This is a genomic window from Rhizobium sp. NFR03 (genome assembly GCF_900111275.1).
Classification (GTDB): Bacteria; Pseudomonadota; Alphaproteobacteria; order Rhizobiales; family Rhizobiaceae; genus Ferranicluibacter.
Genome location: NZ_FOGR01000006.1, coordinates 191837 through 210568, shown reverse-complemented (window position 1 = coordinate 210568; position 18732 = coordinate 191837). Strand labels below are relative to the sequence as shown.

At 62.3% G+C, this 18732-nt stretch carries 15 protein-coding genes; 5 read left to right on the top strand and 10 right to left on the bottom strand.

The annotated features are described in order from the left end of the window. Positions 1 to 118: 118 nt before the first annotated feature. The 5 genes from BSG19_RS19255 to BSG19_RS19235 all read right to left on the bottom strand — a co-directional run bounded on the left by BSG19_RS19255 (position 119) and on the right by BSG19_RS19235 (position 5560). Complete coding sequence (locus tag BSG19_RS19255) at positions 119 to 502, bottom strand: hypothetical protein (RefSeq protein ID WP_092989633.1); 384 nt, start codon at positions 500 to 502, stop codon at positions 119 to 121. Between the two features lie 11 nt (positions 503 to 513). Continuing rightward, the gene (locus BSG19_RS19250; protein ID WP_092989676.1) at positions 514 to 1740 is read right to left on the bottom strand and encodes a tyrosine-type recombinase/integrase; all 1227 of its coding nucleotides are present in this window, start codon (positions 1738 to 1740) and stop codon (positions 514 to 516) included. A gap of 320 nt (positions 1741 to 2060) precedes the next feature. Next, complete coding sequence (gene ispG / locus BSG19_RS19245; protein WP_092989632.1) at positions 2061 to 3314, bottom strand: flavodoxin-dependent (E)-4-hydroxy-3-methylbut-2-enyl-diphosphate synthase; 1254 nt, start codon at positions 3312 to 3314, stop codon at positions 2061 to 2063. Between the two features lie 177 nt (positions 3315 to 3491). Continuing rightward, positions 3492 to 4670: an MFS transporter gene (locus tag BSG19_RS19240; RefSeq protein ID WP_244529328.1), complete on the bottom strand. Its 1179-nt coding sequence runs from the start codon at positions 4668 to 4670 to the stop codon at positions 3492 to 3494. Positions 4671 to 4780: 110 nt separating this feature from the next. Next, on the bottom strand, positions 4781 to 5560 hold the full coding sequence (locus tag BSG19_RS19235) for a DeoR/GlpR family DNA-binding transcription regulator (protein WP_092989631.1): 780 nt from the start codon (positions 5558 to 5560) through the stop codon (positions 4781 to 4783). A gap of 233 nt (positions 5561 to 5793) precedes the next feature. Between BSG19_RS19235 and BSG19_RS19230 the strand changes: the two genes are divergently transcribed. Both BSG19_RS19230 and BSG19_RS19225 read left to right on the top strand, forming a co-directional pair. Then, entirely contained in the window at positions 5794 to 6171 is a 378-nt protein-coding gene (locus BSG19_RS19230; RefSeq protein WP_092989630.1) for a CidA/LrgA family protein, read from the top strand. Further along, on the top strand, positions 6168 to 6938 hold the full coding sequence (locus BSG19_RS19225; RefSeq protein ID WP_092989629.1) for an LrgB family protein: 771 nt from the start codon (positions 6168 to 6170) through the stop codon (positions 6936 to 6938). Before BSG19_RS19230 ends, BSG19_RS19225 begins: the two co-directional genes overlap by 4 nt. A gap of 132 nt (positions 6939 to 7070) precedes the next feature. Here the strand turns inward: BSG19_RS19225 and pyc are convergent, their stop codons facing one another. Next, entirely contained in the window at positions 7071 to 10526 is a 3456-nt protein-coding gene (gene pyc / locus BSG19_RS19220; protein WP_092989628.1) for a pyruvate carboxylase, read from the bottom strand. Positions 10527 to 10940: 414 nt separating this feature from the next. On the opposite strand from pyc, the gene BSG19_RS19210 reads away from it, so the two are divergent. Then, positions 10941 to 12695 carry a glucan ABC transporter ATP-binding protein/ permease gene (locus tag BSG19_RS19210; protein ID WP_092989626.1) on the top strand — a complete coding sequence of 585 codons (1755 nt, stop codon included), beginning with the start codon at positions 10941 to 10943 and terminating at the stop codon, positions 12693 to 12695. Positions 12696 to 12790: 95 nt separating this feature from the next. Here the strand turns inward: BSG19_RS19210 and BSG19_RS19205 are convergent, their stop codons facing one another. Beyond that, entirely contained in the window at positions 12791 to 13195 is a 405-nt protein-coding gene (locus BSG19_RS19205) for a RidA family protein (protein ID WP_092989625.1), read from the bottom strand. Continuing rightward, on the bottom strand, positions 13192 to 13797 hold the full coding sequence (leuD, locus tag BSG19_RS19200) for a 3-isopropylmalate dehydratase small subunit (protein ID WP_092989624.1): 606 nt from the start codon (positions 13795 to 13797) through the stop codon (positions 13192 to 13194). Before leuD ends, BSG19_RS19205 begins: the two co-directional genes overlap by 4 nt. Before the next feature lie 242 nt (positions 13798 to 14039). Here leuD and BSG19_RS19195 point away from each other — a divergent pair, with 242 nt between their 5' ends. Continuing rightward, a complete protein-coding gene (locus BSG19_RS19195) occupies positions 14040 to 14540 on the top strand; it encodes a DUF3597 domain-containing protein (RefSeq protein ID WP_092989623.1) in 501 nt (166 codons plus the stop codon). A gap of 73 nt (positions 14541 to 14613) precedes the next feature. On the opposite strand, the gene BSG19_RS19190 is transcribed toward BSG19_RS19195, so the two are convergent. Together BSG19_RS19190 and BSG19_RS19185 are read right to left on the bottom strand one after the other, a co-directional pair. Next, complete coding sequence (locus BSG19_RS19190) at positions 14614 to 14937, bottom strand: hypothetical protein (protein WP_092989674.1); 324 nt, start codon at positions 14935 to 14937, stop codon at positions 14614 to 14616. A 165-nt stretch (positions 14938 to 15102) separates the two neighbouring features. Next, entirely contained in the window at positions 15103 to 17664 is a 2562-nt protein-coding gene (locus BSG19_RS19185; protein WP_244529327.1) for a DNA translocase FtsK, read from the bottom strand. Positions 17665 to 18104: 440 nt separating this feature from the next. On the opposite strand from BSG19_RS19185, the gene BSG19_RS19180 reads away from it, so the two are divergent. Beyond that, positions 18105 to 18500 carry a BRA0787 family protein gene (locus tag BSG19_RS19180; RefSeq protein WP_092989621.1) on the top strand — a complete coding sequence of 132 codons (396 nt, stop codon included), beginning with the start codon at positions 18105 to 18107 and terminating at the stop codon, positions 18498 to 18500. Positions 18501 to 18732: the final 232 nt, after the last annotated feature.

The following is an 18732-nucleotide window of genomic DNA, read 5'->3' as shown; positions in this document are numbered from 1 at the left end:
GGCAGCCTTATACCAAATGGCGCATTAACTATAAACCTCGGCGCTAGCTTTATAGGCACCTTTCCAACATTTTGTGCCTGGTGGTGATCCGGCCCTAAATCTGGGAATTCCGTAGATTTCAGTTTTGCAGGTTGTTGCACGCGCCGGAACGCTGCGTCCCGACAATGCGCCAGCTGTCCGCCGTGCCACCGGCGCCGGTCGGCTGCGCCTGCACCAGCAGTTGGCATTGCGCCGGTCGGGTGATCGCTGGCGTGACCTGCGTAGCCGGCAGCGTCATGTAGACCGGCGCGGTGCGGAAGACGAAGACGCGGCCGCCGGAGACGGGATAGGCGTCGGCCGGCAGCATGCCGGTCTGCGCTGTGAACTCGGCGATCGTCGAGCCGCTGTAGCCGTTCAGCTTCGCATCGAGAACAGCATTCGCGTGAGCCTGGTCGTCTTCGCTCGTCTGGCACCCGGCAAGGACCAGCAAGGATAGAACGGCGGCGGTCGTGGCATAACGCATTGTCGTTTCCCTCAAGAGAAGATGTTTGGTTCTTCTGTGGCGCCAGCCGCCGCTACCGCTGCTATGCGCTGCGGTGGCTCGCAATAGTCTGCCCAGGCAACCATGAGCTTACGGCGCTTCTCCAGCGCATCACCTCGTCGATATGCGCGCTCCGTCTGATCGCCGACCACGTGAGCTAGGGCGGCCTCTGCCACTTCCCTTGGGAACTCTGTCGTTTCACCACACCAATCGCGGAACGACGAACGGAAGCCGTGGACCGTCACATCGACCTTCATCCGCCGTAACGTCATCTCCATTGCGAGGCCAGAGAGCGGCCGACCCTTTTTCTGGCCCGGGAATACGAAGGCGTCCGGATCGGTGCCGAGCACCGTTAGATCCCTCAGGATCTGCACGGCCTGAGGTGCCAGCGGAACCCGGTGCTCGCGCTGCGCCTTCATCCGCTCCTTGGGTACGGTCCATACCGCGGCCTTCAGGTCGAATTCCTTCCACGTGGCGAAATAGGTCTCTCCAGATCTTGCGGCGGTGAGGATCGTGAACTCAAGGGTGCGTGCCGACAGCGCTGGCCGATCGCGCAGTTGCTGGATAAAGGCGGGCACGTCGGCGTAGGGCATGGCGGCGTGATGGCCGCGCGTAAGTTTCTGGCGCTTCGGCAGGAGCTTGTCGAGGTGACCGCGCCACAAGGCTGGGTTCTCTCCCGAACGGTGCCCCTTAGCCTTCGCTGCGTCAAGGACACGCTCTATACGGCCGCGAAGGCGAGATGCCGTCTCCGGCTTCTCCGACCACAGCGGCTTCAGTAGATCGACGATATCGGCTGTCATCACCTCGTCTACCGCCTTTTCGCGGATCGGCTTCGCATACTTCGTGAGCGTCATCTTCCACTGCGCGAGGTGCTTTGCGTTCCGGAACTCTGGCGCCATGTCGTTCACAAAGTCGTCGGCGACATTTCCGAACGTCGGCTTATCCGTCACAACGACTGCTTTCGCGGCAATCGGGTCTACGCCATCTTGCAGTTGCGCGCGCGCAGCCTTGGCAAGCTCTCGAGCGCGAGCGAGCGTGACGGAATTCACGCCACCTAAACCCATCTCCCGTTGTCGGTCTTTTGCGCGGTACAGGAAGACCCAACGTTTCGCGCCACTCGCCTCGACTACAAGGTAGAGGTTCCCACCGTCGCTATAACGACCTGGTTTGCGTAACGCGGTGACGCCCCGCGCGGTCAGTTTGTTCAATGATTGAGCCATGATCACCCCAGCTTTTACCCCAGCGGGCAACGGCTATTCTAAGGGTTTGATCAAAACAGGAAAATATGGGTATGGCGATAAGTAATTGACTTATATAGACGTTCTCGGACGTCATTATCTCTATTGTGCAACAGTTTGGCGGACACCCTCTCCGCCATCATCTCATGCTAGGTGATGCACTCTAGTGCTCATCGAATGGTATGCAGAACTCAGCCTTATCCGATACGTACATTCCAGACACGAGCGTCCGCTGGAGTGATCGTCGTTCGAATCAGGCGCGAGCGTGATTTTCGCGCTTTTCCACCATTAGCGGCATCGTCCTATTCAGCAGCAGCCTGGCCTTGGCCGAAGCGTTTCTCGATGTACTCGCCGACCAGGGTTTCGAAATCGCCGGCAATGTTGGTGCCGCGGATCGTGAGGGCTTTTTTGCCGTCGATGTAGACGGGGGCGGCCGGGAGCTCGCCGGTTCCGGGCAGGGAGATGCCGATGTCGGCGTGCTTGCTTTCGCCGGGGCCGTTGACGATGCAGCCCATGACCGCGACCTTCAGGCCTTCGACGCCCGGATATTTTTCGCGCCAGATCGGCATGTTGCGGCGGATGTCGTCCTGGATCTTCTGTGCCAGCTCCTGAAACACGGTGGACGTGGTGCGTCCGCAGCCCGGACAGGCGGCGACGACAGGAATGAACTGACGGAAGCCCATGACCTGCAGCAGCTCCTGCGCCACCTGCACCTCGCGCGTGCGGTCGCCGCCGGGCTCGGGCGTGAGCGAAATACGGATCGTGTCGCCGATGCCCTGCTGCATGAGAATGCCGAGCGAAGCGGAGGAGGCGACGATGCCCTTGGAGCCCATGCCGGCTTCGGTGAGGCCGAGATGGAGCGCGTGGTTGGTGCGAACCGAGAGCATCGCATAGGTCGGGATCAGATCCTGGACGTTGGAAACCTTGGCCGACAGGATGATCCGGTTGCGCGGCAGGCCGATCTCCTCGGCAAGCTCGGCCGAGATCAGCGCGGACTGGACGATGGTTTCGCGCATCACCTGCTGCGCGGTCAGCGGAAAGCCTTTCTCCTGATTGTCGTTCATCAGGCGTGTCAGCAGTTCCTGGTCGAGCGATCCCCAGTTCACGCCAATGCGCACCGGTTTGTCGTACTGGATGGCCCGCTCGATGATCGCGCCGAACTGCCGGTCCTTCTTCTCCTTGAAGCCGACATTGCCGGGATTGATCCGGTACTTGGCCAGCGCTTCCGCACAGGCCGGGTGATCGGCCAGCAGCTTGTGGCCGATATAATGGAAGTCGCCGATCAGGGGCACGTCGAGGCCAAGGCGCTCCAGCCGCTCGCGGATGCGCGGCACGGCGGCCGCGCTTTCATCGCGATCGACCGTGATGCGGACAAGCTCGGAGCCGGCGCGGTGGAGAGCCGCGACCTGCGCCACGGTTGCATCGATATCGGCCGTGTCGGTATTGGTCATCGACTGCACGACGACGGGGGCGCCACCGCCGACGAGCACGCCTCCGACATCCACGGCGACCGTTTCACGGCGCGGCTGGGGTTCGAAGGCAAAGGACATGGACATGATGGGCCTCGTGCATTCCCGGTCGATCGGCGCCCCTGAGGTGCAGGAGGAACGCCGTGCTGTCAACTGACGCCGCGTCTTCTCCTTGGAAAAGGGCACCCGGCAACGCCTGTGCAGCAGCAGATCTTGGCGGCGAATTCATGACGGAGATCCGCCGCCCGGCATCAGTGCATCATTCTATGCGTCTTTTGCCGCATCTGCATGAACCGCATGGCCGGAGAGCAGGAGAACGACGATGAACAGCGCGGGCATGCAGGTGAAGATGATCGAGAAGCCGACATGCTCGGCAATGAAGCCGATGAGAGACGGGGCGAACAGGATACCGGAATAGCCCATGAAGGTGACGACGGAGAGCCCGATGCCCGGCGCGAGACCCGGCAGGTTGCCTGCGGCCGAAAAGGCGATCGGAACCATATTGGAAATGCCGATGCCGGCGAGCGCGAAACCGAGAATGGCGACGCTCGTGCCAGGTGCAAGACCCGCCGTGACCAGTCCGAAAAGGGCGAGCAGGGTGCAGACCCGCAGCGTCTTTACCGCGCCGAAGCGATCGCGGACGTGATCGCCGGCAAAGCGCATGATCGCCATGGTGGCGGAGAAGGCAGCGAAGCCGTAGCCCGACAAGGCCACCGATGCGCCCAGTTCGTTGCGCATATAGAGCGCGCTCCAGTCGATGACCGACCCTTCCGGGATCATCGAGAACAAGGCGACAATGCCGATCAGCCAGGGCAGGGGCGAGCGTGGCAAGGCCAGCTTCTCCTTTTCAGCCTCGGGATGCGGGTGATCCGCCATTACCATGGGCCATGCGATCGCGAGGATAGCGAGACCTGTGATCGTGACCAGCACGGCATGGGTAACCTCGCCGAAATGGGCGAGTGCCGGCCCGCCGAGCGCTGCGCCGACCAACGCGCCGAGGCTCCAATAGGCATGGCAGGACGACATGATCGCCCGCCGCATGCGCTTTTCCACGGCCACGGCATTCGCATTCATCGCCACGTCCATGGCGCCGATGAAGCCGCCGAGCAGGAAGAGGACGACGAAGGCGAGAGGCAGGCCCGGCACGAGGCTGAGGAGGAGCAGGATGGGCACCAGGCAGGCCGCCATGAGCCTTGAGATCAGCCGGGAGCCGAGCCGCGAAATCAGCCCGCCTGCAACCGGCATCATCAGCAGCGAGCCGATGCCGAAGGTGAGGATGAGCAGTCCGAGCGTGCCCTCGCTGATGCCGAGCCGATCCTTCAGCACGGGAATCTTCGGCGCCCAGCTGCCCATCATGAAGCCGTTCATGAGAAACAGCAGAGATACGGCGAGCCGGATCCGCGGCATGTAGCCCCGCGGTACCATATCCCCCGTTGAAGGCATCGACCCGTCTGCGGCTCCTGTTGTCGTGTTGTGGTCCATCCTCTGTCTCCTCCCGGCCTGCGGCCGGCTCCATGTCGTCTTGTGCTTCTGTGTAAAGGGTTGAGAGCGGATCAGCTTCCAGCCCGCTCGGCCCGCAGGATGTTTGCGCCGGACTGCCGCAGCCTTGTTGCGATGGCGTCTGGCGCGTCTGCCTCGAGCGTCAGCGTCATCCGGTCGCTAAGGCTGGCGATGGCAAAAGGGTGCACGGCTTCCAGCTTGTCGCTGGTGCAGGCAACCAGGACCGAGCCAGCGCGTGCGGCAGCGGCCTTCTTGAAGGCGACGTCGTCATAGACGAGTCCCGTAAGGCCGGCGCCGGGATCGAGGCCGCAGGCGCCGAGAATGCAGAGATCGGGGCGCAGCATCTCGAGATCGCGCTCTGCCTGCGCGCCGATCGCCGCGCCGACATGACGGTCGATTCGTCCGCCGATGGTGATGACCTCGATGCTGGCATGTTCCAAAGCGGCCGTAGCGATGGCCGGCATATTGGTGGCAAGCGTGAGGGAGAGGCCGGACGGGATCGCCTGAACGATGGCGAGATTGGTCGATCCGGCGTCGACGAACACCGTCATCCCGTCCTTGAGGCAGGAGATAGCGGCCTTGGCCAGTGCCTGTTTGCGTCCTCGCGATATGCCTGTTCGCACCGAGAAGGGCTGCTCTGCGGGCAGGGCCAGCGCGCCGCCATAGACACGCTCGCAAAGACCGGCCGCCGCCATGTCGCGCAGGTCACGCCGGATCGTGTCCTCCGAAACCTTGAAGGCGCGCGCGAGGTCGCCGGCCAGGACCCGGCCGGTCCGGCGCAATTCGGCCCGGATGGCATCCTGTCTTTCGCGCGACAACAACTCGCTGGTCATCTTCGTTCACAATCATGCATGAATCGGTAAGAACGTGCATAAACAAATTTGGCGCGTCTGCAAAGCAATTTCTAACCGGTCAAAGCCTTTGGAGGATCGTTCAGGGGCGTGCCTACAACGGCGCGGAATTGGCAAAAGACAATCGATCGAGTAAGGCGGCTTGACCCTTCGGCAAAAGACGGGTTCACAACGTCTTCCGGCACGTGACACGACATCGACAGGAGGCACGCAGCATGATCCAGGGCATCGCATGGCTGCTCGGCTTCCAGCTTCTCGGAGAGAGCCTTTCCTATGCGAGCGGTGGTCAGGTCCCCGGTCCGGTTGTCGCTCTCGCGTTGCTGGCGCTCTTTCTGCTCGCCACCCGCCGCTTACCCGCTGCTGCTGCCATGGAGCAGTCTACCGGCAAGGTCGCCGACGGATTGCTGGCCAATCTCGGTATTCTGTTCGTGCCGGCCGGTGTCGGCATCATCCAGCATCTCGATCTCGTGATATCGATGGGTCTGCCGATCCTCGCGGCTATCCTCGTGTCCACAGTGATCACCCTCGTCGTCACCGTCTGGGCGTTCACGCTGGCCAAACGTCTGGAGCAGCGGTGGAGGCCTAAGTCATGAGCGAGAATGTCATCACCGGGCTGATTGCGCCGGATGTGGCTGCCGGTCAGGCGCACGTCGTCCCCGCCTTGCCGTCGAGCCTCTGGGTCTATCTTTCCGCAACGCCGCTCTTCTGGCTGACGGCGACGCTCATCGTCTGGCTGGTTGCCAATGCCGCAGCCCGCAAGGCGAACGGACACCCTCTCGTCAATCCCGTGTTGATTTCGGTCGTCGTTATCGGGACCGGCCTGACGCTCGGTGGCGTTGCCTATCCCGCCTATTTCGAGGGTGCGCAGTTCATCCATTTCCTGCTCGGTCCGGCAACGGTGGCGCTGGCGGTGCCGCTCGTGCGGCAGATCAAGCTGGTTGCCGCCAACCTCCTGCCCATGCTGGCAGCGCTCGCCGCCGGCAGCGTCACGGCGGTGCTGAGCGTTCTCGCGCTGGGTGCTCTCTTCGGCTTCCCCGAAGCGCTGACCGTGTCGATGGCGCCGAAGTCCTCGACGGCGGGCGTTGCCATGGCGATATCGAAGGGGCTCGGGGGCGATCCCGGCCTTACCGCCGTCTTCGTCATCCTCACCGGCATCACCGGCGCGGTCATCGTCACCGGGCTGATGAACCGCCTGCGGATCACCGACTATGCAGCACGGGGTTTTGCGGCCGGTCTGGCGTCTCACGGTATCGGCACCGCCCGCGCCTTCCAGGTCGATCCCGTCGCCGGCCTCTTCGCGGGCATCGCCATGGCGCTGAACGCCCTGGTCACCGCGCTGATCGTGCCCTTGTTTCTGTGAAAATGTTTCTCTGAACGTCCAGAGGCCGTGCCCTGTCTGACGCCCTTCACCTGTGGCCGAAGAGTGGACTGCGGAAACGCAAGACACCGGCCGTTGCCGGCCGGTGTTTTCAACGGCATCGCATTGCCATCGTCAACCGAAGACGACGAGCAGGTCCTTGGTGTCGATCTGGTCGCCTGTCTTCACCAGCACCTCGGCGATCGTTCCGTCCTTTTCGGCATGAAGCGCCGTTTCCATCTTCATGGCTTCGATCGACAGCAGAACGTCGCCCGCCTTGACGGTTTGGCCAGCGGAAATGGCGACCGTCGAGACGACGCCCGGCATGGGTGCGCCGAGATGGGCGACGTTGCCGGCTTCGGCCTTGCGGCGAACGGCAGCGGTTGCCGCGCGGTTCCGGTCTGGCACCTTGATCATGCGGGCCTGGCCGTTCAGCTCGAAGAAGACCTTGACCATGGCCTGCTCGTCCGGCTCACTCTTGGCCTGATGCTGGATGACCAGCGCCTTGCCGCGCTCGATTTCCGGCAGAAGCTCCTCGCCCGTCGTCAGCCCGTAGAAATAGGCATGCGTCGGCAGCACGGAGACCGGCCCGTAGGTATCGACGGCCAGCGCGTAATCGGTGAAGACCTTGGGATACATGAGATAGGAGGCGAACTCCGCGTCGGAAACCGGACGGCCGATCTTCGCCTCGACCTCCTGCCGCTCGGCATCGAGATCGGCTTCGGGAAGCAGAGAGCCCGGACGGGCGGTATAGGCTTCCTCGCCCTTCAGCGCCTTCTTCTGCAGCGCTTCCGGCCACCCGCCCGGAGGCTGGCCGAGATCGCCTTTCAGCATGGAGACGACCGATTCCGGGAAGGACACATCCTTTGCCGGATTTTCGACATCTGCGACGGAGAGATCCTGGCTCACCATCATCAGCGCCATGTCGCCAACCACCTTGGAGGACGGCGTCACCTTGACGATGTCGCCGAACATCTGGTTGACGTCGGCATAGGTCTGGGCGACCCGATGCCATTTGGTCTCCAGACCCAGCGAGCGCGCCTGTTCCTTGAGGTTGGTGAACTGGCCACCCGGCATTTCATGCAGATAGACTTCGGATGCCGGTCCCTTGAGGTCGCTTTCGAAGGCCGCATACTGGTGGCGAACCGCTTCCCAATAGAAGGAAATCCGCCGGATCGCCTCGGGATCGAGACCCGGATCGCGCTCCGAGCCCTTCAGCGCCTCGACGATCGAGCCGAGGCAGGGCTGCGAGGTGTTGCCGGAAAGCGAATCCATCGCCGCATCGACCACATCGACGCCCGCATCCACGGCGGCCAGCACGGTCGCAGCCGCGATGCCCGACGTGTCGTGCGTGTGGAAGTGGATCGGAAGGTCGGTCGCTTCACGCAGCGCCTTGAAGAGCAGGGTGGCCGCCGCCGGCTTCAGGAGGCCCGCCATGTCTTTCAGCGCGATCATGTGCGCGCCCGCCCGTTCAAGCTCGCCTGCCAGCGCGGTGTAGTATTTCAGGTCGTATTTCGGACGGGCGGAATTGAGGATGTCGCCCGTGTAGCAGATCGCCGCTTCGCAGATGCGGTTTTCCTCGTTCACGGCGTCCAGGGATACGCGCATGTTTTCGACCCAGTTCAGGCAGTCGAAGACGCGGAAGACGTCGATTCCCTCGCGAGCGGCCTGACGCACGAAATATTTCACGACATTGTCGGGATAGTTCTTGTAGCCGACGCCGTTCGCGCCGCGCAGAAGCATCTGCAGCAGGAGGTTCGGCGCGTCCTCGCGGATACGGGCGAGACGGTCCCATGGATCCTCGGTCAGGAAGCGCATGGAGACGTCGAACGTCGCGCCGCCCCAGCATTCCAGCGAAAACAGCTGCGGCAAAGCCTTCGCATAGGTGCCGGCGACCCGCGCGATGTCATAGGTGCGCATGCGCGTCGCAAGCAGGGACTGGTGGCCATCGCGCATGGTGGTGTCGGTCATCAGCACGCGCTTTTCCGCACGCACCCATTCAGCGAATTTCTTCGGCCCGAGTTCGTCCAGCTTCTGCTTGGTGCCGGGCACGATGTCACCCTTGACATAGGGCACGACGGGCTTGGCGATATCGGCTGCGGGACGCGGGCGTCCTTTCGCCTCGGGATGTCCGTTGACCGTGACGTCGGCCAGATAGGTGAGAAGCTTCGACGCGCGGTCCTGCCGCTTGACCTGCTGGAACAGCTCCGGCGTCGTATCGATGAAGCGGGTCGTGTAGGAATTGTCGCGGAACTTCGGATGCGTGATGATGGCTTCGAGGAAGGTCAGGTTCGTCGCCACGCCGCGGATACGGAACTCGCGCAGCGCGCGCTCCATGCGGGTAATGGCCTCGGGAGCGCCGGGTGCCCAGACCGTTACCTTCACCAAAAGCGGATCATAGAAGCGCGTGATGACCGCGCCTGTATAGGCCGTACCGCCATCGAGCCGGATGCCGAAGCCGGCGGCCGAGCGATAGCCGGTGATGCGGCCATAGTCGGGAATGAAGTTCTGCTCGGGGTCTTCCGTGGTGATACGGCACTGGAGGGCGTTGCCGTTCAGGCGGATATCCGCCTGCTGCGGCACGCCCGATTCCGGGGTCCCGATGGCATGACCATCGAGAATGTGGATCTGCGCCTTGACGATATCGATGCCGGTGACGACTTCGGTGACCGTATGTTCGACCTGGATGCGCGGGTTCACCTCGATGAAGTAGAATTTGCCGGTGTCCATATCCATCAGGTACTCGACCGTGCCGGCACCGACGTAATGGGTCGCCTTGGCGATCTTGACCGAATAGGCTGCGAGCTCCTGGCGCTGCGCCTCATTCAGGTATGGGGCAGGGGCACGCTCCACGACCTTCTGGTTGCGGCGCTGAACCGAACAGTCGCGCTCGAAGAGGTGCACGACATTGCCGTGCGTATCGCCCAGAACCTGGCTCTCGACGTGGCGGGCACGTTCCACCAGCTTTTCCAGATAGACCTCGTCCTTGCCGAAAGCGGCCTTCGCTTCGCGCTTGGCCTCCGTCACCTCGCGGGCGAGATCCTTCGGATCGCGGATGGCGCGCATGCCGCGCCCGCCGCCGCCCCAGGAGGCCTTGAGCATGATGGGATACCCGATCTCGTCGGCCATACGCGCCACTTCCGCCATGTCGTCCGGCAGCGGCTCGGTGGCGGGCACCACGGGTACGCCGATCTCGATTGCAAGGTTGCGTGCGGCGACCTTGTTGCCGAGGCGGCGCATCGTGTCGCCGGTCGGCCCGATGAAGATGATGCCGGCTTCCTTACAGGCATCCACGAATTCCGGGCTTTCCGACAGCAAGCCATAGCCGGGATGGATCGCATCCGCGCCGGACAGCTTGGCCACACGCAGGATCTCGTCGATCGAGAGATAGCTTTCGATCGGTCCTAGGTCGCGCTCCAGATGGGCACCCCGCCCGATCTGGTAGCTCTCGTCAGCCTTGAAGCGGTGCAAGGCGAGCTTGTCCTCCTCGGCCCAGATCGCAACGGTTTTCAGGCCCAGCTCGTCGGCAGCTCGAAAGACGCGGATCGCGATTTCGGATCGATTGGCAACGAGAATTTTTTTGATGGACAAGCTGGCCTCCTACACCTTGACACGCGGTTCTGTTGCACCGCGACATAAGTTCTATCCCTACATTTTAGGAAGTTCAATTTCGGATTTCACAAGACTGTCAGAATCACGATGCGGGTCTCTGCCAGGTCTTCTCTGCCCAGCAAAGCCACGCATTTCAGCCGGTTCATCCACGCCTGCATAAGCCCGACGCGCGTTTTCCATTCCGTTTCGAAAAGACGGGAGCGCAGCTGGCATTCGCCCCGCCCTCCGTGCTGCATTGCAACATGAATGTCCCGTTCAGCGACCATTCATGTTGCGATTGCGATAGTGGCATCATCGAACGAGGAGAAGCACGTCTTCCAACCGGTTCGTCTTCAAGCCGGGCCGGTTGGCCGGTCTGGCGCGACAACGAGTTTTCCCACGAGGGATAAGATAGTGTCATTGTTCCAGGTCTATGCGAGAGCGCTCCAGTATCTCGCCGCTCACAAGTTTCGCGTTTCCGCGATCGTCATCGCCAACATCGTTCTGGCGGCCATCACGATTGCCGAGCCGATCCTGTTCGGCCGCATCATCGACGCGATCTCTTCCAAGACGGAAGTCACGTCGACCCTGATCATGTGGGCGACGCTCGGCATCTTCAACACCATCGCATTCGTGCTGGTCGCCCGTGAAGCCGACCGGCTGGCGCATCAGCGCCGCGCGACGCTGATCACGGAAGCCTTCGGCCGCATCATCTCCATGCCGCTCTCCTGGCACAGCCAGCGCGGCACGTCCAACGCGCTGCATACGCTGCTGCGGGCTTGCGAAACGCTGTTCGGCCTCTGGCTCGAATTTATGCGTGAACATCTTTCGACGGCCGTCGCGCTGACGCTGCTGGTTCCCACCGCCTTTGCGATGGACTGGCGCCTGTCGATCGTCCTCGTCGTACTCGGCACGCTCTACGTCATCATCGGCAAGCTGGTCATGGCGAAGACCAAGGACGGCCAGGCAGCTGTCGAAGGTCACTACCACACCGTGTTCGGCCATGTGTCGGATGCCATCAGCAACGTTTCGGTCGTTCACAGCTATAACCGTATCGAAGCCGAAACACGCGAACTGAAGGCCTTCACGCAGAAGCTCATGTCGGTGCAGCTGCCCGTCCTCGACTGGTGGGCACTGGCGAGCGGCCTCAACCGCATGGCGTCCACGATCTCCATGATGACGATCCTCGTCATCGGCACGATCCTGGTGCAGCGCGGCGAACTGGGTGTCGGCGAAGTGGTTGCCTTCATCGGCTTTGCAAACCTTCTGATCGGTCGTCTCGACCAGATGAAGAACTTCGTCAACCAGATCTTCGAAGCCCGCGCCAAGCTGGAAGACTTCTTCAACCTCGAAGACTCGGTTCGTGATCGTGAAGAACCTGCCGACGCCGGTGAACTGAACCATGTCCGTGGCGACGTCGAGTTCCGTGACCTGACCTATCACTTCCCCGGCACGTCGGATGGCCTGCACGACATCAACATCAAGGTGAAGGCCGGCCAGACCATCGCCATCGTCGGCCCGACCGGCTCCGGCAAGACCACGCTGATCAACATGCTGCAGCGTGTCAACGAGCCGGCCTCCGGCAAGGTCCTGATCGACGGCGTCGATGTTGCCAAGGTGACCCGCAAGTCGCTGCGTGCCTCGATCGCCACCGTCTTCCAGGACGCCGGTCTCCTCAACCGCTCCATTTCGGACAACATCCGTCTGGGCCGCGAGGATGCCACGCTGGAAGAGGTCGTGAAGGCCGCCGAAGCTGCCGCTGCCTCGGACTTCATCGAAAGCCGCGACACGGGTTACGACACACGGGTCGGCGAACGGGGCAACCGCCTCTCCGGCGGCGAGCGCCAGCGGATTGCCATCGCTCGTGCCATCCTGAAGAACGCACCGATCCTGGTGCTGGACGAAGCCACCTCCGCGCTCGACGTGGAAACGGAAAACCGGGTGAAGGACGCGATCGACAACCTGCGCAAGGACCGCACGACCTTCATCATCGCACACCGTCTCTCGACGGTTCGCGAAGCCGACCTGGTGGTCTTCATGGACCGTGGCCGGATCGTCGAAATGGGCGGCTTCAACGAGCTCAGCCAGTCCAACGGCCGCTTTGCAGCCCTGCTGCGGGCCTCGGGCATCCTGACGGACGACGACGTCCGCCGCGCAACGGCCGCCTGATCCGATAGGATCGAAGCACCGCATACGAAAACGCCCCGTCGAAAGCGGGGCGTTTTTGCGTTTGGCGAAGGTTCTTCGAAGACACATCCCCGGCATCAGCGCCGAAGAGCGGTGACCTCGATCTCGATCAGCATTTCCGGGCGGATCAGGCCGCAGACGACCATGGTGGCGGCTGGGCGGATCTCGCCGAAGGCTTCCCCGAGGATCGGGAAGATCCGGTCGGCAAAGGTCGCGTCGGTGATGTAGTAATGGCAGCGGACCACGTCGGACAAGGAGAAGCCGGCTTCGCGGACGACGTCCTCGATGGTCTTCAGGCAATTGCGGGTCTGCTCTTCCACCGTGCCGGGCATGGTCATCGTCGCATAATCATAACCGGTCGTGCCGGAGACGAAGCACCAGTCGCCTTGAACCAGCGCACGCGAATAGCCCGCCGTCTTTTCGAACGGCGAGCCGGAAGAGATCAGGCGGCGGGTTTGCGGTGCGTTCGCGTCGGGCGTCATGCCCAGGGACGCTCCACTGCATTCGCCTTCTCGAAGCCGTCGATGGCCGAAACCTTTTCCAGCGTCAGGCCGATATCGTCGAGGCCGTTCAGCATGCAGTGACGCTTGAAGGCGTCGAGTTCGAAGCTGATCTTGCCGCCATCGGGGCCGGTGATCTCGAGGTTCTCGAGGTCCACGGTCAGGACGGCGTTCGAGCCGCGGCTCGCATCGTCCATCAGCTTGTCCAGGTCCTCGGGGCTGACGACGACCGGCAGGATGCCGTTCTTGAAACAGTTGTTGTAGAAGATGTCGGCAAACGACGTGGAAATGACGCAACGGATGCCGAAGTCGAGCAACGCCCATGGCGCGTGCTCGCGCGAGGAGCCGCAGCCGAAATTGTCGCCGGCGACGAGAATCTGCGCATTCCTGTAGGCAGGCTTGTTCAGCACGAAGGTCTCGTTGAGCGTGCCGTCCTCATTGTAGCGCGCTTCGGCGAACAATCCGGTGCCGAGCCCGGTGCGCTTGATCGTCTTCAGGTAATCCTTCGGAATGATCATGTCCGTGTCGATGTTGACGACGGGCAGGGGAGCGGCGACGCCGGTGAGCTTGACGAACTTGTCCATGGCCTTGCGACTTTCGTTTTCCAGGGGGAACGGAATTGCCTCGCGCTTTAGAGCAAATCGCTGGCAATTTGAAGAAAAATCTCCGGCAGGCGCTGTGTCTCCCGATGGCCGACGTATCTTCGCCACGTGACTGGCCTCCATTCCAGGGCGAGCCCTTGGAGAATGAAACCTGCGGCATAGTTAAAGGGTGCAGGCAGGCGCGCATGCGATGCGCCGCCCCCCACCAAAGGAGGACGTTCCCCATGGGCATTTTCGACAAGATCAAGGACGCGATTTTCGGTCATCACGACAAGGCCGCCGCACCCGCATCACCGACCGGCACGACGATCAACCCCGCTGGGACCGGCCCGGTCATCGCTTCCACGGCTCCGTCGTCAGCGCCGATGGCTCCGACAGGCACGGCTGGCACAACTGCGCCGAGCACGACGTCCGGCACGCCGACGGCCGCCCCGTCGCAGGCACCCTCGGCCACGACCGCATCTGGACCTGTCGATGTCGCCGCAATGCTCGACAAGGCTGTCGCCGCCAATGGCCAGAAGCTCGACTGGCGCCACTCTATTGTCGATCTGATGAAGGCGCTCGGCATGGAAGCGAGCCTTTCGGAACGCAAGGAACTGGCCCAGGAGCTGCACTACACCGGTGACGCGAACGACAGCGGCAAGATGAATATGTTCCTGCACAAGGCGCTGCTTCAGAAGCTGTCGGAAAACGGCGGCAAGGTGCCGGCCGAACTGCTCGACTGATCTGAGCGGAGACAATAAAAAAGGGCTCCAGCAGCGATGCTGGAGCCCTTTTCCGTTGTTTCGTTTCGAAAGATCAGATTTCCGGGCAGCCGTTCCGGTTGGCAAAGGTGATGCGTTGCGGGCCGCGGCGGGTCATGCCTTCCACGACGACGCGGCGTTCGGTGACGCGCACGACTTCCGGATCGCGCAGACCTGAATCACGGGCAGCGGCTCGGGCTTCGCGTTCACCGCAGCGATCGCGTCCGCGTTCGCGGCGAGGCTCGCGAATGACGGGACGGATGCCGTCAGGTCCGACGCGCAGTTCCACGCCCTGCGCGTTGGCGACACCTGCGAAGCCCGCCGTGCCACCGGCAGCAATGGCCAGCGCAAGGCCGGCAGAGGCTAAAATCTTCTTCATGTTATCTTCTCCCACGCGCATCGTCGCGCTCCTAAAGAACATCCGTTAATTCATGGATCCCGATTTGGTTCCAAACCCCTGTCTGGAAGGGGCTTGCGCGGTCAAAAGTACCTTAAAAAAGGCCATACCCGAAGCCGATATTCGCTCCGGGCATGATCGATTTTCTCAGTCCTCGTTTTCGCTGGCAGCGGGCTCGATGGCGATCGGCTCCATAACGTCCCGTCCACCGGCAATGATCGATCGCTTGCCGACATGGTTTGCCGCGCCGACGAGGCCTTCGCGTTCCATACGCTCGACGAGAGACGCTGCGCGGTTGTAGCCGATCTGCAGGCGGCGCTGGATATAGGAGGTCGAGCACTTCTTGTCGCGCAGGACCACCTTGACGGCCTTGTCGTAGAGGTCCTGCCCGTCTTCCTCGGCCATTCCGGATTTGTCGAACACGGCCGTATCTTCCTCAGGCGCCTCCTCCACCTCGTCGGCATCCTCGGTGACCGTGCCCAGATATTCGGGACGGCCCTGCGCCTTCAGATGGTTGACGACTTTTTCGACCTCCTCGTCCGAGACGAACGGCCCGTGGACACGGGCGATGCGTCCGCCGCCGACCATGTGCAGCATATCGCCCTGTCCGAGCAGATGTTCGGCGCCCTGCTCTCCGAGGATGGTGCGGCTGTCGATCTTCGAGGTCACCTGGAAGGAGATGCGCGTCGGGAAGTTTGCCTTGATCGTGCCGGTGATGACGTCGACCGAGGGGCGCTGCGTCGCCATGATCAGGTGGATACCGGCGGCACGCGCCATCTGGGCCAGCCGCTGGATCGCGCCTTCGATCTCCTTGCCGGCAACCATCATGAGGTCGGCCATCTCGTCCACGATGATGACGATGTAGGGCATGGGCGCCAGATCGAGTTCCTGCTCTTCGAAGACAGGTTCGCCGGAACCGCGGTCGAAACCGGTCTGGACCGTCGTGAATACCGTCTCGCCCTTGGCACGAGCGATGGCGGCGCGGCTGTTGTAGCCGTCGATATTGCGCACGCCGAGCCGCGACATCTTGCGATAGCGGTCTTCCATTTCCCGCACCGCCCATTTCAGCGCCATCACGGCCTTTTTCGGGTCGGTGACGACAGGGGTCAGGAGATGCGGGATGCCGTCATAGATCGACAGTTCGAGCATCTTCGGATCGACCATGATCAGGCGGCATTCCTCTGGCTTCAGCCGGTAGAGGAGCGACAGGATCATCGTGTTGATGGCCACCGATTTGCCGGAACCCGTCGTGCCCGCAACGAGGAGATGCGGCATCTTGGCGAGTTCCGCCACGACCGGTTCGCCGCCGATCGTCTTGCCGAGGCAAAGCGGCAGTTTGAACTTCGTTTCCTCGTAGCTGTGCGATTCGATCATCTCGCGGAAATAGACCGTCTCGCGGACCGGGTTCGGCAGCTCGATGCCGATGACGTTGCGGCCGGGAACGACAGCAACGCGGGCCGACAGCGCCGACATGGAGCGGGCGATGTCGTCGGACAGGCCGATCACGCGCGAGGATTTGACGCCCGGCGCCGGTTCGAATTCATAGAGCGTGACGACCGGACCCGGTCGCACATCGATGATCTCGCCGCGGACGCCGAAGTCTTCCAGCACGCTTTCGAGAAGTCCGGCACTCTGTTCCAGCGCTTCCTGGCTCATGGACGTCGTCTGCTGGAATACCGGCTCCTGCAGAAGCTCGACGGGGGGCAGCTGGTAGCCTTCCATTTCCGGGAGAACCGAGAGGTCGATGGCACGGGCAGCGGCGCTCAATTGCAGCGATGGCGTCAGCCGGCCGGCAAGAACCTGAGCGGCGCGGATGCGGGGCTTGAAGGCGGACGGCGCCTCCTCGGCAACGGCCGGTGCTTCGGCAACCGGTTCCGGCGTGGTCTGTGGGGTCTCCTCGGCGATCACTTCGGCAGGTGCGGGATCCGCAATTCCGTCCGTGCCCGACAGGGCAGCGGCCTTGGCCGGGCCGACCTCGATCACCCGGTACAGCGCCGTGACGGATTCCGGGGTTGTCCGGAACGCGATGGTCGGCGCCACGTGAGGAACCGAAGCCGGAGCCGTGGTTTCGGCCGCGACTGGAGTAGCCGTGACTGGAGTAATGGTCTCGGCCGCAGCCTTGACGGATGCCGTTTCCCTTATGGCCGGCGCCGGAACGAGAGAGAGCGACGGATCGAAATCCGGGTTCGAGAGCAACGTCTCGAAGAAGATCGCATCGTTGATGGCGAAACTGAAGGCGCGGGGAGCGAGCGACGCTGGCGCCGGGGTCTCGGCCGGAGCGGCGACATCTTCGATCACACCGTCCTCTTTCGCCTCGGGTTCGACGGACGCCACGTCGGCGAGATCTGCCGATGCCACGGCGTGCGGGGCCTCGATCTGCGCCATCTGCTGCCAGGCATCGCTCTGCGGGAATTCGCGGCGCAGTTTCAGGGCCAGAGCCAGAGCGCCGCGCGCTGTCGCGAAGTCGGTTTCGGGCATATCGAAGGTCTGTGTCATTTCGGATCGTTCCATAGAGGCCGTGGCCTCCGTCATGTCTGAGGTCAGGGCAGCCAGCGGCTCGTTGATCTGCACCATTTCGAGCATGGGCGGCGATTTCGGGCTTCGCTTCGGGTAAGCGCTGTCCGGCGTGCGGGTGAAGCGGACGTTCGGGCCGATGACGAAGTTGCTCTGCCAGATAGGCGCGCGTCCTTCGATCTCACCAGCCGCCATCTCGTCGGCATTCTCTGTATCGGTGCCGGACAGGAAGGCGCCGCCGAGCGTCTCCGGCGTACCGTAGATCCGCTTGACCGGCTCGATACGCTGGGGCGCATCCTCCGCCTTCGCATTGTCGATACCGTGGGGAAGATTCGTTCTGGATAGACGCATGGGAACCTGCAAACTCGGGAACATGAGGGCCGATGGGCACCTCTATTCAATAGAAAATAAAGGTTAATCAGCCCTTTCGATGCGGCACGGACAAGGAGGGTCAAAGTCGGGTGTACCCGTGCAAAGTCCTTGTAATCTTTGGCTTATGGATTGAAGGAGATGCAAAATGCGCAAAAAAATTTCTTGTAAGGGTGGAACCCGGGGGCAAAGCGCGTCATTAATGGGTTAGGCGGAAATGTGCAGGCGCGACCCGCCCGCGTCGAAGCAAATGTGAGGAGACGCAGATGAAAACTCTACTGCCAGAACTTCACCAGGGGCATGCTCCGATTACCCTGCATCAGCTGTTCCGAGAGGCGATCGACGCTTATGAGGAATGGAACGGCGGCGTCGATACGCCGACCATATACTATCAAGGTGCGCTCCTGCCGATCGCTTTGATCTTCGATCATATGCGCGGCTGCACCGATATCCTGCCTTCATCCGTTCGGGAGGTCGTGACCTCGCAGCTCACCAAGCCATGGTCGAGCGAAAGCCCGCTGGACGACATGACCGTATCCACGGCTGCCCGAATCATGGGCATCATGATCCGCAAGCGCCAGGTGCGAAGCGGTCGAGCCGACATCAACGCGTTCATCCGCCGGATGGAGCGACGACAGGCGCATCGCCTCGTTCGCGCGTAATTTAAAAAAGGGGCTGCGATACCGGCCCCTTTTTCGTTGTCTTCATGCCGCTGCGCGGTCCTGGTCGATGATGACACACGTTAACGGATCGTGAAAATTCCTTGATGGCGGTTAAAACCCGTGTTGTAATCCGCGCCTGACGACATGACCGCATATATGTGAACGCATGCGCCCGAGGGGTCGCGTCCGATGGGACGACCGGGGCGAGAGCATCAGGTTCAACATCCGACAC

Coding starts and splice junctions, on each gene's coding strand:
- BSG19_RS19255 (WP_092989633.1), bottom strand. CDS start 502: ATGCGTTATGCCACGACCGCCGCCGTTCTATCCTTGCTGGTCCTTGCC.
- BSG19_RS19250 (WP_092989676.1), bottom strand. CDS start 1,740: ATGGCTCAATCATTGAACAAACTGACCGCGCGGGGCGTCACCGCGTTA.
- ispG (WP_092989632.1), bottom strand. CDS start 3,314: ATGTCCATGTCCTTTGCCTTCGAACCCCAGCCGCGCCGTGAAACGGTC.
- BSG19_RS19240 (WP_244529328.1), bottom strand. CDS start 4,670: ATGCCTTCAACGGGGGATATGGTACCGCGGGGCTACATGCCGCGGATC.
- BSG19_RS19235 (WP_092989631.1), bottom strand. CDS start 5,560: ATGACCAGCGAGTTGTTGTCGCGCGAAAGACAGGATGCCATCCGGGCC.
- BSG19_RS19230 (WP_092989630.1), top strand. CDS start 5,794: ATGATCCAGGGCATCGCATGGCTGCTCGGCTTCCAGCTTCTCGGAGAG.
- BSG19_RS19225 (WP_092989629.1), top strand. CDS start 6,168: ATGAGCGAGAATGTCATCACCGGGCTGATTGCGCCGGATGTGGCTGCC.
- BSG19_RS19205 (WP_092989625.1), bottom strand. CDS start 13,195: ATGACGCCCGACGCGAACGCACCGCAAACCCGCCGCCTGATCTCTTCC.
- leuD (WP_092989624.1), bottom strand. CDS start 13,797: ATGGACAAGTTCGTCAAGCTCACCGGCGTCGCCGCTCCCCTGCCCGTC.
- BSG19_RS19195 (WP_092989623.1), top strand. CDS start 14,040: ATGGGCATTTTCGACAAGATCAAGGACGCGATTTTCGGTCATCACGAC.
- BSG19_RS19190 (WP_092989674.1), bottom strand. CDS start 14,937: ATGAAGAAGATTTTAGCCTCTGCCGGCCTTGCGCTGGCCATTGCTGCC.
- BSG19_RS19185 (WP_244529327.1), bottom strand. CDS start 17,664: ATGGCGGCTGGTGAGATCGAAGGACGCGCGCCTATCTGGCAGAGCAAC.
- BSG19_RS19180 (WP_092989621.1), top strand. CDS start 18,105: ATGAAAACTCTACTGCCAGAACTTCACCAGGGGCATGCTCCGATTACC.